The organism is Streptomyces sp. AC512_CC834, assembly GCF_019049325.1.
Classification (GTDB): Bacteria; Actinomycetota; Actinomycetes; order Streptomycetales; family Streptomycetaceae; genus Streptomyces.
This window is the reverse complement of sequence record NZ_JAGMUO010000018.1, coordinates 44210-57101: the sequence shown is the minus strand read 5'-3', so window position 1 is coordinate 57101 and position 12892 is coordinate 44210. Positions and strand designations below refer to the sequence as shown.

Genomic DNA, 12892 nt, shown 5'->3' with positions numbered 1-12892 from the left:
CGCAGCCCCCCGCCCCGCAGCCCCCCGCCCAGCCGATCACTCCGCCCCCGGCCACCGCGTCGTCGGGCGACGTGCGGCGCGGCTCCGGAGACGTCGCGCGGCCCGTCGGGCAGCGGGGTGGCGGGCTGCGGGGGCGGACGACCTCCGGTACTGGGGACGCCGATCTGAGCGAGCCGCCCGCCGTTGTGCCGTTGTCCAGGCGGCCGGTCGTTCCGGCCCGGAGCGTGGCCGACCTGCCGCCGCCCCCGTCCTCGTTCCTCCCCTCGCTGCCCGCGGAGCCGGACGGCGCCGACCGTGACTACGTCGGTACCGGGCCGCCCACCTACGACGCCGAGCCCACCGCGCTGCCGCCCGCCGACCCCGACGGTCTTGACGGGCTGGTCCCGGACACCGTGCTGGACGGCGCCCGGTACGGGACCTGCACGCTGCGGGCCGTCTCCGTGCGCGGGGACTCCGCGCGCTACCGGGGCGAGCCGCGGCGCGACGCGCTGCTCGTCGCCCGGTTCGGCGCGGGCGAGCAGGCGCTGGTCCTGGTGGCGATGGCGACCGGTGCCCGCGCGACCCCCGGGGCGCACCGGGCGGCGGCCGAGGTGTGCCGGTGGATCGGCCGGGCCGTGGGCCGCAGCCAGGCCCGGCTCGCCGAGGACCTGCGGGCCGCCCGCCGCGGCGAACTGAAGTCCGGCCTGCACCGCCTCACCGACCGCAGCCTCGGCCGGCTCCGCGCCGGCGCCGCCGAACAGGGCCTCGCCCCGGACGAGTACGCGGCCACCCTGCGCTGCCTGCTGCTGCCCGCCGACCCCGAGTGCCGCACCCGGGTGTTCTTCGGCGTCGGCGCCGGCGGACTGCTCCGGCTGCGGGACGGTGTCTGGCAGGACATGGAGCCGGAGTTCGGTGATGTCAGCGGTGAGCCCGTCCTCGGCTTCGGCTCCGCGCCCAGGGGCACGCCCGGCGGCACGCCCAACGACGCGCCGAGCGAGACGCCCGACGGCGACCGCCTCACCATGGACCTCGGCATCACCACGGCGCCCGGCCCCCACGACGGACCGCCCGCCGAACCACCCCGCGAGCCCTTCCGCTTCCGGGCCTCGGTAGCCCGCCCGGGTGATGTGCTCCTGATGTGCACGGCGGGCCTCTCCGAGCCACTGCTGAACGAGCCCGAACTGGGCGAACTCCTCGCCCGGCGATGGACGGGCCGCACCCCGCCCGGACTCGCGGAGTTCCTCACCGACAGCCGCGTCCGGGTCAAGGGATACGCGGACGACCGTACGGCCGCCGCCGTTTGGGAGGCGTGAGGCCGCTCGCTGTGGCAAAGCTGGAACCATGGCCAAACAGAACGTCGCGGAACAGTTCGTCGACATCCTCACCCGCGCCGGGGTCGAACGCCTCTACGGAGTCGTCGGCGACAGCCTCAACCCCGTCGTGGACGCCGTACGCCGCCACTCCGGTATCGAATGGGTGCACGTCCGGCACGAGGAGACCGCCGCCTTCGCCGCCGGCGCGGAGGCCCAGATCACCGGGAAGCTGACCGCGTGCGCCGGCTCCTGCGGCCCCGGCAACCTCCACCTCATCAACGGGCTCTACGACGCCCACCGCTCCATGGCCCCCGTCCTCGCCCTCGCCTCACAGATCCCGTCCAGCGAGATCGGGCTCGGGTTCTTCCAGGAGACCCACCCCGACCAACTGTTCCGCGAGTGCAGTCACTACAGCGAGCTGATCTCCAGCCCGAAGCAGATGCCGAGGCTGCTCCAGACCGCGATCCAGCACGCCGTCGGCCAGGGCGGCGTCAGCGTCGTCTCCCTGCCCGGCGACATCGCGGACGAGCCCGCCCCCGAGAAGGCCGCCGAGACGGCACTCGTCACCTCCCGGCCCACCGTCCGCCCCGGCGACGAGGAGATCGACCGGCTGGTGCGGATGATCGACGACGCCGACCGGGTCACCCTCTTCTGCGGCAGCGGCACGGCGGGCGCGCACACCGAGGTCATGGAGTTCGCCGGGAAAATCAAGTCCCCGGTGGGGCACGCCCTGCGCGGCAAGGAGTGGATTCAGTACGACAACCCGTTCGACGTAGGCATGAGCGGGCTGCTCGGCTACGGCGCCGCCTACGAGGCCACCCACGAGTGCGACCTGCTGATCCTGATCGGCACGGACTTCCCGTACACCGCCTTCCTGCCCGACGACGTGAAGATCGCCCAGATCGACGTCCGGCCCGAGAACCTGGGCCGGCGCTCCAAACTGGACCTCGCGGTGTGGGGCGACGCGCGGGAGACGCTGCGCTGCCTGACCCCCCGGGTGAAGGAGAAGAAGAACCGCCGCTTCCTCGACCGGATGCTCAAGAAGCACGCGGACGCGCTGGAGGGCGTCGTCAAGGCGTACACCCGCAAGGTCGACAAGCACGTCCCGATCCACCCCGAGTACGTGGCCGCCGTGCTGGACGACATGGCCGACGACGACGCGGTGTTCACCGTCGACACCGGGATGTGCAACGTCTGGGCCGCCCGCTACATCTCGCCCAACGGCCGCCGCCGCATCATCGGCTCCTTCTCCCACGGCTCGATGGCGAACGCGCTGCCGATGGCGATCGGCGCCCAGTTCACCGACCGGCACCGGCAGGTCGTCTCGATGTCGGGCGACGGCGGATTCACCATGCTCATGGGCGACTTCCTCACCCTGGTCCAGCACGATCTGCCGGTGAAGGTCGTGCTGTTCAACAACTCCTCCCTCGGCATGGTGGAGTTGGAGATGCTGGTCGCGGGCCTGCCCTCGCACGGCGTGGCCAACAAGAACCCCGACTTCGCCGCCGTCGCCGAGGCCTGCGGCGCCTTCGGCGTACGGGTGGAGAAACCCAAGGACCTGGCGGGGGCGCTGAAGGCCGCCTTCAAGCACAAGGGACCGGCCCTCGTCGACGTCGTCACCGACCCCAACGCCCTGTCCATCCCGCCGAAGATCAGCGCCGACATGGTCACCGGCTTCGCCCTGTCCGCCTCGAAGATCGTCCTGGACGGCGGCGTCGGACGCATGGTCCAGCTCGCCCGCTCGAACCTGCGCAACGTGCCGCGGCCGTGACCGAAAGAGCGGTCCTCCTGAATCGGGATGACTGGCCGGGGCCCGAACGGGCAAGGCTTCCTCCGTGAAGGTGTTCGAGCGGAGGGGGAACGACATCAGCACGCCGACGGGGGACATGAAGGCACAGGCGGTGCCACAGCTCAGACGGCGGCTCGGCCGGGCGGACCTGCGGGCGGTGCCCGAGGCCCGGCGGGCCCTGCGGGAGCTGCTGCGGCACTGGGGCGAGCCCGGACAGTCGGAGGTGGCGGAGCTGCTCACCAGCGAGCTGGTCACCAACGCGCTCGTCCACACCGACGACGGCGCGGTCCTGACCGCGACGGTCGGCCCGAGCGCGCTGCGGGTCGAGGTACGGGACTACGTGGGCCGGCGGCCCGCACCGCGCGCTCCGGCGGCGGAGGAGAGAACCAACGGCAGAGGGCTGGTCCTGGTGGAGTCCCTCGCCGACGACTGGGGGGTGCGGCCCTGCGAGGTGGGCAAGTCGGTCTGGTTCGAACTGGGCGCGGAAGCGGCCTGAGGCGCCGGTGAACCCGGCGCCCCGGGCCGGCCCTCAGGGCGCCCCTCGGGCCGTCCGTCCGGCGTGTTCTAGCCGAACTGCTGCTCCAGGTCCTTGAGCTTGCGCTCCAGGGAGTCCAGGCGGGGCAGCGCCTGGGTGTCGTCCTCCGCGGTGAGGTCAACGGTTTCCACGGATTCCATGGTTTCCATGGGTTCCATGGTCATCTGGTCAGACCGGCTCCGTACGGGCTGCAGGGAGGGCCGCCGGGCCGCCGGGGGCAGTTGCTCCGGGGTGGATATGGCAGGCTCCGCGGTGGCGCGTTCCGTGCCGCGCTCCACCTGCTGCACCTCGACCTCGACCTGACGGCCGCCGCGGCCGGGGAAGCCCCGGTGGCCGTGGCCCCGGCTGATCGCCTTGAGCTGGGCCCGCTCGAGGCGCTCGTGCTCGCGCCGCCGCAGCTTCTTCTCCTCCTTCTGGCGCCGGTCGTCCCGGACCTCCTCGACCGCCTCGTCCAGGCTGCGTACGCCCTCCAGGAGCATCAGCGACCAGGCGCGGTAGGTCTCCCGGGGAGCGCGCAGCCAGCGGACCATGCGGATCTGCGGCAGCGGACGCGGCACCAGACCCTGCTCGCGCAGGGCGGCCCGGCGGGTCTGCTTCAGCGCGCGGTCGAACAGCACCGCCGCGGACATCGACATGCCCGCGAAGAAGTGCGGCGCGCCCGCGTGCCCGGCGCCCCGGGGCGCGTGCACCCAGTTGAACCAGGCCGCCGCGAAGGCGAAGGTCCACACGAGTATGCGCGAGCCGAGCGCCGCGTCACCGTGGCTGGCCTCGCGCACCGCGAGGACGGAGCAGAACATCGCCGCTCCGTCGAGCCCGAACGGGACCAGGTACTGCCAGCCGTCGCTCAGGCCGAGGTTCTGCTCGCCGAAGCCGACCAGACCGTGGAAAGAGAGCGCCGCGGCGACCGCGGCGCAGCAGAACAGCAGGACGTAGGAGGCGGTGCCGTAGACGGCCTCCTTGCGCCTGCGGCGTTCCTCGGAACGCTCCCACGAGTCGTCCGCGCCCGCGTCCTTCCCCGAGGAACGCTTGCCACGCGCGAGCACCGCCACCGCCGCCAGCATGCCCAGGAGCAGCACGGCGCCCGGAAGCAGCCAGTTCAGCGATATGTCGGTCAATCTCATCTGGGGTCCCTTGCAGTGGGATAGGGCGTAACGCCCGCCATGGTGGCCCAAACTCAGCGGGCCTCAGGGGGTTTCGGGGCAAGAGGCCGCCAAGGGAGTGCAGAGGGGATGCCCAGGGCGGCGTTCTGCTCGAACTGCCGCATGACCGGCGGGAGTTGAGTTCGAATAAGACTACCCGTACGAGTGGTTCCACGGAAAGTTACCGCGACGCGTGGGGAAGTTGTGAAACAACGCGGATGATCCTAGTCGACGATCTTGGATCCCTGACCGCGCGTCAGTACCCGGCCCGCGTCGCAGGGTGCAGAACATGCAGCAGCGGCAGCAGAGCAGCTCCAGCTCGTGCCGGGCCCGCTCCTGCTCGCCGAGCAGATGGGCGACGTACCGCAGGCCCTCGACGATCTCGTCGGTCGCCATGCCCCACAGGGCGCGTCCGCGCCGCCGGCCGGCCGCTTAGAGGTAAGCCTTGCCTTACCCGGGATCCTTGGGATTTGAACTGACGGCCCGTACCCCTATGGTGCTTGACGGACAGGTGACAACCCGCCGTAATGACCCCAAGTACCGACACGTCCCGCAGGAGGACCCGTGAACCCCAGCGCGCAGGGCGCCGCAGGAACGGGAACCGGGCGGGTCCGTGCGGCTGCCGCGGCCACCGCGGCCGAATCGGTGCGGATCCCGGCGCAGCCCGGGGTGGCGGACGTGGCCCGCGACCGGGCGGGCGGCACCGGGGAACCGGACGGCGCCGCGCGCGGCGAGCACACCCACAGCGAACCGCCCGCACCCCGTCCGTCCGCAGCCCGCCCGCCCGCGCCCGGTCCGCGCGCCCTCGTCCAGCGCTCCTCCGTGCGCGGGCAGATCCTCGACGCCCTGCGCACCGCGCTGGTCACCGGCGAGCTGCGACCCGGCGAGGTCTACTCGGCGCCCGCGCTCGGCGACCGGTTCGGCGTCTCGGCCACCCCCGTACGGGAGGCCATGCAGCAGCTCGCCCTGGAGGGCGCCGTCGAGGTCGTCCCCAACCGCGGCTTCCGCGTCGTCGAGCGCGGCGACCGTGAACTGGCCGAGCTGGCCGAGGTCCGGGCCCTGATCGAGGTCCCGGTCTGGCTCCGTCTGGCCCGCACGGTGCCCGCCGAGCGCTGGGCGCGGCTGCGTCCCCTCGCCGAGGGCACCGTACGGGCCGCGTCCGCCGGCTGCCCGGCCACGTACGCCGAGGCCGACCGCGCCTTCCACCGCGCGGTGCTCGCGCTGTCCGGCAACGAACAGCTCGTCCGGATCGCCGGTGACGTGCACCGCCGCGCCCAGTGGCCGCCGGCCGCCGCCCCCGCCGCCCCCGCCGCCAGGGGGCGGGCCGACCTGGTCGCCGACGCGCACGAGCACACGGCCCTGCTCGACGCGCTGATCGCCGGCGACCCGGACGTGGTGCGGTCCCTGGTGGGACAGCACTTCACCGGCGCCCCCTGAGCGGCGGCGCCCCTCCGGGACCTCGTGGAGTTACGCGGTCTACTGCCGCTACGGGACCTCCTGCCGTGCCGGGCGGCTCGCCGGCGTCTTCTTCCCGGTGGTGCGGCCCTTGCCGCGGCGCGCAGGGCGGGACCCGGCGCCACGGCCGTGCAGCTCGATGGCCAGCGGGGAGGCGGTGAACACCGACGAATACGTCCCGACCCCCACGCCGATCAGCAGAGCGAGGGCGAAGTCGGTGAGCGAGTCGTCGGCGAGGACGGCCAGCGAGGCCAGGATGAGCACCGCGCCCATGCCCGTGTTGACCGTGCGCGGCAGGGTCTGCAGGATCGCGTCGTTGGTGAGCCTGTCGAACGGGGCCTTGCGGTCCCGGCCGAGCAGCTCCCGGACGCGGTCGAAGAGCACGACCGAGTCGTTGACCGAGTAGCCGATCACCGTCAGCAGCGCGGCCAGGAACACCCCGTCGATCGGCTTGCCCAGCCAGGCGAACACCCCGACCAGGATGATCACGTCGTGGGCGAGCGCGCTGACCGCCGCCGTGCCGAACAGCAGGCGGAACCGGGCGGCGAGGTAGAGGAGCTGGGCGCCCAGGGCCAGGCCGAGGGCGATCAGGGCGTCGCGCCGCAGCTCCTCGCCGAGGCTCGGGCCGATCAGCTCGTCGCGGACCTTCTCCGTCTCGCCGCCCAGTCCGGCGACGGCCTCGGTGACGGTCGCCGTCTCGGCGTCGGTCAGCTCCTCGGTGCGCACCGTGAGGTCGCCGTCGCCGGAGGACTGGACGACGGCCCGCGGGAAGCCCGCGTCGGCCAGGGCGTCGCGGGCCCGGTCGGGGTCGACCTGGGAGGCGGTGGAGTACTCGATGAGCCGCCCGCCGGTGAACTCGATGCCGAAGTTCAGCCCGCGCACCAGGATGCCGGAGCCCGCCACCACCATGACGATGAGGGAGGCGGCCAGCCAGCGGCGCGGCCGGCGCATCAGGAAGGGGTTGCGGCGCAGCAGCGCGTCGCGGACCGGGCCGGTGCTCGAGATCCCGGTGATACGGGGGCGGCGGAAGACCGCCGGGCGGCCCGCGGCGAACTCGGCCAGCACCCGGGTGATCACCAGGGCGCTGACCATCGAGGCGAGCACACCGATCCCGAGGGTGACGCCGAAGCCCTTCACCGGACCGGAGGCCAGGAAGAACAGCAGGGCGGCGGCGATCAGCGTGGTGACGTTGGAGTCGGCGATCGCGCTGAAGGCGCTGCGGAACCCGGCGGTCAGCGCGGAACGCGTACTCGGGCGGGTGCGGGCGGCCTGCTCCTCGCGGGCCCGTTCGAAGACAAGGACGTTGGCGTCCACCGCCATGCCGATCGCGAGGACGAAGCCGGCGAGTCCCGGCAGGGTCAGGGTCGCGCCGATCGCGGCCAGGGCGGCGTAGGAGATCAGGCCGTAGCAGAGCAGTGCCACGGTGGCCAGGGCGCCCATCAGCCGGTAGACGACGATGATGAACAGCCCGGTCAGCGCGGTGCCGATGACGGCGGCCCAGGCACCGGCCGAGATGGCCTCGTCGCCCAGGGTGGCACCGATGGTGCGCTGCTCGATGGTCTCGACCGGCACCGGCAGGGCGCCGCCCTTGACGAGCAGGGCAAGTTCGCGGGCCTCGGTGTCGTCGAAGGAGCCGGTGATCTGCGTGGAGCCGCCGGCGATGCCCGTCCCGCAGGCCACGGACGGGTCGACCTGCGGCGAGGAGATGATCTTGTCGTCGAGCACGATGGCGACCCGGCGCTGGGGATCACCGGCCGGGTGACAGGCCGCCTCGCCGGTCACCTGTGCCCAGCGGTCGCTGCCGGCGTCCTTGAAGTCGACGGTGACGTGCCATCCGGCGCCGTTCTGCTGGTCGAAGCGGGCGTCGGCGCCCTTGACGTCCTGTCCGGTGAGCGTGGCGGCCTTCAGCCGCAGGGACTGCCCGGACTCGTCCGGCAGCACCCGCTCGCCGTCCGTGCCCGACGTGCCTTCGGCCGGGCCGAGGACCGAGTGGACGGTGAGCTGCGCGGTGCGGCCCAGCACATCCGCGGCCTTCTTGGGGTCCTGTACGCCCGGCAGCTCGACGACGACGCGGTTCTCGCCGGAACGGACGATGGTCGGCTCGGCGACACCGAGGGCGTCGATGCGGCCGCGCAGCACCTCCACGGTGCGGTCGGTGGCCTCCCGGTCGGCCTCGGTGGTCTCGGTGGACTTGGTCTCCAGCACGATCTGGGTACCGCCGCGCAGGTCGAGCCCGAGGCGGATCGGCATGGTCAGGGCGATGGCCACGGACACGGCCAGCACGGCGAGCGCGACGAGCGCACGGACGTTCAGGGCACGCGAACGCGAGCCGGAACGGGGACGCGGACGCGACCCGGAGCGAGGACGGGAGCGGGGACGGGAGCGTTTCAACACGGGCCTCCGGCGGGCACGCCACCGCGGCGGCCGAGCACGGCCGCGGCGGAAGAAGGTGAAAGGTCGGGGGTCTCAGGTGCCGGAGGAGACGGGAGGCGCCCGCCCGTTGTCGTGGCTCGTGCGACCGGGGGAGACCGGCACCGGACCGGGTGCCGCCGAGGTCCGGGTACGGGCGCCGGGGGTGGCGCCCGGGGCGTGCGGGGCCGTGGCCGCGTGGTGGTCCGGTGCCGTCGGACGCTCGGCCGGCTGGTCGTGCCGGGCCCTGGGCTGGGCGGCGCAGACCGGCGTACAGCCGTCGTCCGCGTGGTGGTCGAGGGCCGGGTGGGGGACGGCGGTGGCCGTGGCGGCCGCGAGGGGGCCGCTGGGGCCGACGTGCGCGCCCGCCGCGGGCCAGGCCGGGACCAGCGGCAGCAGGACGGCCAGCAGGACGGTGAGCACGGTCGCGAGCCGCCGGCGCATGCACCGTCCCCTTTCGTGGTGGGTGATCGGGTGATCGGGTGGTCGGGAGGGAGCCCGGGGCTCAGGGCTCGATGAGCCCGGCGCGGATGGCGTACCGGGTCAGTTCCAGGCGGTCGCGCAGGCCGAGCTTCTGCAGCAGGTTCGCCCGGTGCCGCTGGACGGTCTTGATGCTGATGAAGAGGATCTCGGCGATCTCCTTCGAGGAGTGCCCCTCGGCGACGAGCTTGAGGACCTCCTCCTCGCGGGGCGTGAGGATGTGGTCGGAGGTCTCCTCGCCGTGCCGGACCCGGTCGAGGTAGTTGCGGATCAGCGCCGTCACCGCACCCGGGTACAGGAACGGCTCGTCACGCATCGCGGCCCGGCAGGCGGCGACCAGGTCACGGTCGGCGACCGACTTCAGCACGTAACCGCAGGCACCCGACTTCAGCGCCTGGAACAGGTACTGCTCGTTGTCGTGCATCGTCAGCATCAGGATGCGCAGCCCCGGTTTCAGTGCCGCCAGTTCGCGGGCCGCCTGGAGACCGGTGAGGCGGGGCATCGCGATGTCCAGGACCGCGAGGTCGGCGTCGTGGGCCCGCGCCATCTCGATGGCCTCCGCGCCGTCCCCGGCCTCGGCGACCACCTCGAGGTCCGGCTCCCGGTCGAGGATGAGACGCACACCGCGGCGTACCAGCGCGTGGTCGTCGGCGAGCAGGATGCGGATCTTCGGCGCGGCGGACGCCGGCGACGGGCCGGGCAGGGACGGGCCGGGTAGGGACGGGTCGGGCAGGGACGGGTCGGACATGGGCAGGGCTACTTCCTGGGAAGGGGTGCGGTGAGCCGGATGCGGGTGCCCGCGCCGGGTGCCGACGTGATGTCGAGGGCGGCCCCGATGAGCAGGGCCCGTTCGCGCATGCCGCGGAGGCCGGCGCCCTCGCACGCCGCCTCGATGCCGCGGCCGTCGTCGGAGATGGTGAGCGTCACCGCGCCGTCGGCGCGGCTCAGACCCACCTCCAGCCGCTCGGCGTCCGCGTGGCGCGCGGCGTTGGTCAGGCTCTCCTGCGCCACGCGGTAGAGGACCAGCTCGGTCTCGTGGTCCAGGACGGGCAGGTCGGGGTCGAAACGCCGCACCACGCGCAGACCGGTGTGGGTGGCGAAGTCGTGCGTGAGCGAGGACAGCGCGCTGATCAGGCCGAGGTCGTCCAGGACGCCGGGCCGCAGTCGGCGCACCAGGCGGCGGACCTCGTCCAGGCTCTCCCGGGTGATCTCCTGCGCCTGGTGCAGCTCGTCGCGCAGCGGCTCTTCGGCGTCGTCCGCGGCACGCCCCAGGACCAGCAGGATCGCCGTCATGCTCTGCCCGACCTCGTCGTGCAGCTCCTGGGCGATACGGCGCCGCTCCGCCTCCTGGGCGAGCAGGACGCGGGCGCTGCTGGTGACCCGCTCGGTCTCCAGGCGGTCCAGCATGGCGTTGAAGGTGCGGATCAGCTCGGGGACCTCACCGCCGCCGGACACCGGCAGCCGCTGGCCGGGACGCAGCAGGTCGACGGTGGTCATCAGCTTGGTGAGCCGCTCCAGCGGTGCCAGCCCCCAGCGCAACAGGGCGCCGTTGGCCACCAGCATGACGCCCATGCCGACGACCAGGACGACGGCCTCGGTCAGCAGGATCGGCACGGAGACGGTCACCGGAGCCCACAGCAGCAGCGCCGTGGCGAAGCCCAGCACCACCGCGTTGAGCCCGAAGATCCGCCAGAACAGGGACACCGGGGGTACGCCTCCTTCTGCGACGTGTCGACTGGTACGCCTCTACTGTCGGTCATCGCGCACCCTCGGTGGGAGCTGCGGCCCAGGTAGCGACCGAGCAAGCGACCAGCGTGCCCCTCCCGTACCCGCCCGGTCGATGGGGCCCGGCCCCCATTTCCGGCTCGCGGCATACCCATTCGGCCGTCCTCGCGCGCCGCCGAGTGGATCCCGCGCCCCCGGGCAAATGGGGCCTGCGCCCGATGGGTTTCCCCGGGCGGCCCGGCCAGGGTTGAGGTGACCGGGCCCGATCGTCCCGGCGCTCGGCATACCCGCAGAACCTTCCGAGAAGAGGACCACTCACCGTGTCGCTCGACGCCTCCCGCATCGAACCCCGCCCCGAGCGGCTGACCGCTCACGAGGCGCGCCAGCGTCTCGAACACGCCCGCAACACCCGTATGACCCAGCTCCAGGCCCTCGGCGAGAGCGGCCAGACGGACGACCAGTTGATGTCCGCGCAGAAGACCGCGATCGAGCGGGTGCTCAAGGAGATCGAAGAGGCCTTCGCCCGGGTCGAGGAGGGCACGTACGGCACCTGCCTGGGCTGTGGCAAGCCCGTCCCGGGGGAGCGCCTGGAAATCCTCCCCTACACGCGGTACTGCGTCGCCTGCCAGCGCCGCGCCGCCGCCTGACCGCCCGTCCGTCCAGTCTTCGTCTCCCGCCCCGTCCGAGGGGTGAAGTGGGTGAAGTGGTGAACAATCAGATCATCGACGACCGCGACACGCCTGTATCGCCGATGGCGTCCCTGTCGCCTCTGTCGCCGGAGGACCTCGCCGCCCTCCAGGAGAACCTCCGGGAACAGCGGCTGTTCCGCGAGGACCAGCTCCGGCAGATCGCGGCGGTCCCTTCCCGTACCGACGCGCTGATCCAGCGGCGGTCCGCCGCGCAGACCGAGGTCCGGGTCAAGCTCGCGGCCTCCGCGCGCATGGTCCTCGCCGACGTGGAAGCGGCCCTCGACCGCATGGCCGAGGGCCGATACGGCCGTTGCCATCTGTGCCGGCGACCCATCGACCGCGAGCGCCTGATGATCGTGCCGCAGGCCCGCTACTGCGCTCGCTGCCAGCAGGTGCGGGAGGCCGGCCGATGACCGTGATCCGGCGGCCCCGCGCCGTCCCGCCCCGGCACCGGCCGTGGCCGCTGTGCCGGCGGTGCAGCGGCGTCGCCCTCGACATGGGCAGCGCCCGTACCCGCGCCTGGGTCGCCGGGCGGGGGATGATCCTCGACGTGCCGACGGTGACCTTCCCGGGTGCGGGCGCGGTCTATCCGATCCAGCGCGGCTCCATCGTCGACACCCAGGGCACGGCGCGGATGCTCGACCGGCTGCTGGGCCACCGACTGCCCCGCTTCGCCCGTCCGATGGTCGTGGTCACCGCGCCGGTGCTGGACGGGTTCGCCTACCGGACCGAGGCCCGTACGGCCGTGGAGGTGCTGCGCCCGCGCAGCGTGCTGACCGTTCCCAGCGCGCGGGCGGTGGCGCTGGCGGCGGGCGCGGACCTGTCCCGTCCGCTGCTCGTGATGGACATCGGCGCCCATCTCACGGAGGTGGTGCTCCTGGTGGACGGCGCCGTCTTCGACGCGCGCCGCACCGCGCTGGGCACCGGGGACATCGACGACGCGACCCCGTCCTCGCAGATCGGAGAGGCGCTGGCCGACATGACGACCTCGATGCTGCGTCAGGACCGTACGTCCCTCACGGTCGACGCGCTGAGCAGGGGCCCGCTGCTGGCCGGCGGGGGCGCCCTGCGCCCCGAGATCACCTGTCACCTCGCCGACCGGCTGCACGTGCCCCTGCGGGCCGTGGCGGCACCGCACACGGCCGCCGTGCGCGGCGCCGCCAAACTCCTGGAAGCCGCGCACTCCCACCCGTCGACCACCGGCACGGACCCACCGGACGGTCACCCGTACTGACCCGGCACCGGGCCGCGTCCAGCACACCGGGCCCCGCCCCCACGAACGGACACCACCGGCCCCCCGACCGCCGCCCGGCACCGGCCCAACCCGCCTGGCCGACCGGCGCGGTGACTCGAGGCTCGGGCGTTCGCCACCTTCCCCG

Annotated in this window: 12 protein-coding genes and 1 pseudogene; 7 read left to right on the top strand and 6 right to left on the bottom strand. The window is 73.3% G+C overall.

Translation table 11 applies throughout. The features are described 5' to 3' along the window. From KUM40_RS07540 to KUM40_RS07530, 3 genes are all read left to right on the top strand, one after another. A partial coding sequence (locus KUM40_RS07540; RefSeq protein WP_254394727.1) for a protein phosphatase 2C domain-containing protein occupies window positions 1-1292 on the top strand: 1292 nt, incomplete at its 5' end. A gap of 28 nt (window positions 1293-1320) precedes the next feature. Further along, window positions 1321-3063: a pyruvate dehydrogenase gene (locus KUM40_RS07535; RefSeq protein WP_217164170.1), complete on the top strand. Its 1743-nt coding sequence runs from the start codon at window positions 1321-1323 to the stop codon at window positions 3061-3063. Between the two features lie 115 nt (window positions 3064-3178). After that, complete coding sequence (locus tag KUM40_RS07530) at window positions 3179-3577, top strand: ATP-binding protein (RefSeq protein WP_254394735.1); 399 nt, start codon at window positions 3179-3181, stop codon at window positions 3575-3577. Between the two features lie 68 nt (window positions 3578-3645). On the opposite strand, the gene KUM40_RS07525 is transcribed toward KUM40_RS07530, so the two are convergent. Both KUM40_RS07525 and KUM40_RS41085 read right to left on the bottom strand, forming a co-directional pair. Continuing rightward, window positions 3646-4737 (bottom strand): DUF2637 domain-containing protein, encoded by a 1092-nt coding sequence (locus KUM40_RS07525; RefSeq protein ID WP_217164168.1) that lies wholly within the window; start codon window positions 4735-4737, stop codon window positions 3646-3648. A 324-nt stretch (window positions 4738-5061) separates the two neighbouring features. After that, window positions 5062-5178: pseudogene (locus KUM40_RS41085) on the bottom strand (iron-sulfur protein); the annotation flags it as partial. A gap of 141 nt (window positions 5179-5319) precedes the next feature. Between KUM40_RS41085 and KUM40_RS07520 the strand changes: the two are divergent. Beyond that, entirely contained in the window at window positions 5320-6192 is an 873-nt protein-coding gene (locus KUM40_RS07520) for a GntR family transcriptional regulator (protein WP_217164167.1), read from the top strand. A gap of 48 nt (window positions 6193-6240) precedes the next feature. Here KUM40_RS07520 and secD read toward each other — a convergent pair whose 3' ends face one another. From secD to KUM40_RS07500, 4 genes are all read right to left on the bottom strand, one after another. Further along, window positions 6241-8601: a protein translocase subunit SecD gene (secD, locus tag KUM40_RS07515; RefSeq protein ID WP_217164165.1), complete on the bottom strand. Its 2361-nt coding sequence runs from the start codon at window positions 8599-8601 to the stop codon at window positions 6241-6243. 75 nt (window positions 8602-8676) lie between these two features. Further along, window positions 8677-9063 (bottom strand): hypothetical protein, encoded by a 387-nt coding sequence (locus KUM40_RS07510; RefSeq protein WP_217164163.1) that lies wholly within the window; start codon window positions 9061-9063, stop codon window positions 8677-8679. A gap of 61 nt (window positions 9064-9124) precedes the next feature. Next, the gene (locus tag KUM40_RS07505; protein WP_254394726.1) at window positions 9125-9847 is read right to left on the bottom strand and encodes a response regulator transcription factor; all 723 of its coding nucleotides are present in this window, start codon (window positions 9845-9847) and stop codon (window positions 9125-9127) included. Between the two features lie 8 nt (window positions 9848-9855). Further along, window positions 9856-10803 carry a HAMP domain-containing sensor histidine kinase gene (locus tag KUM40_RS07500; protein ID WP_217164161.1) on the bottom strand — a complete coding sequence of 316 codons (948 nt, stop codon included), beginning with the start codon at window positions 10801-10803 and terminating at the stop codon, window positions 9856-9858. A 341-nt stretch (window positions 10804-11144) separates the two neighbouring features. Between KUM40_RS07500 and KUM40_RS07495 the strand changes: the two genes are divergently transcribed. Genes KUM40_RS07495 through KUM40_RS07485 form a run of 3 tightly spaced genes read left to right on the top strand, consistent with a single transcriptional unit; the run spans window position 11145 to window position 12747 of the window. Beyond that, on the top strand, window positions 11145-11471 hold the full coding sequence (locus KUM40_RS07495; RefSeq protein ID WP_217164159.1) for a TraR/DksA C4-type zinc finger protein: 327 nt from the start codon (window positions 11145-11147) through the stop codon (window positions 11469-11471). A gap of 56 nt (window positions 11472-11527) precedes the next feature. Next, the gene (locus KUM40_RS07490) at window positions 11528-11926 is read left to right on the top strand and encodes a TraR/DksA family transcriptional regulator (protein WP_374227353.1); all 399 of its coding nucleotides are present in this window, start codon (window positions 11528-11530) and stop codon (window positions 11924-11926) included. Then, window positions 11923-12747 (top strand): rod shape-determining protein, encoded by an 825-nt coding sequence (locus tag KUM40_RS07485; RefSeq protein WP_217164157.1) that lies wholly within the window; start codon window positions 11923-11925, stop codon window positions 12745-12747. The genes KUM40_RS07490 and KUM40_RS07485 overlap by 4 nt, the downstream gene beginning before the upstream one ends. The last annotated feature ends 145 nt before the right edge of the window (window positions 12748-12892 follow it).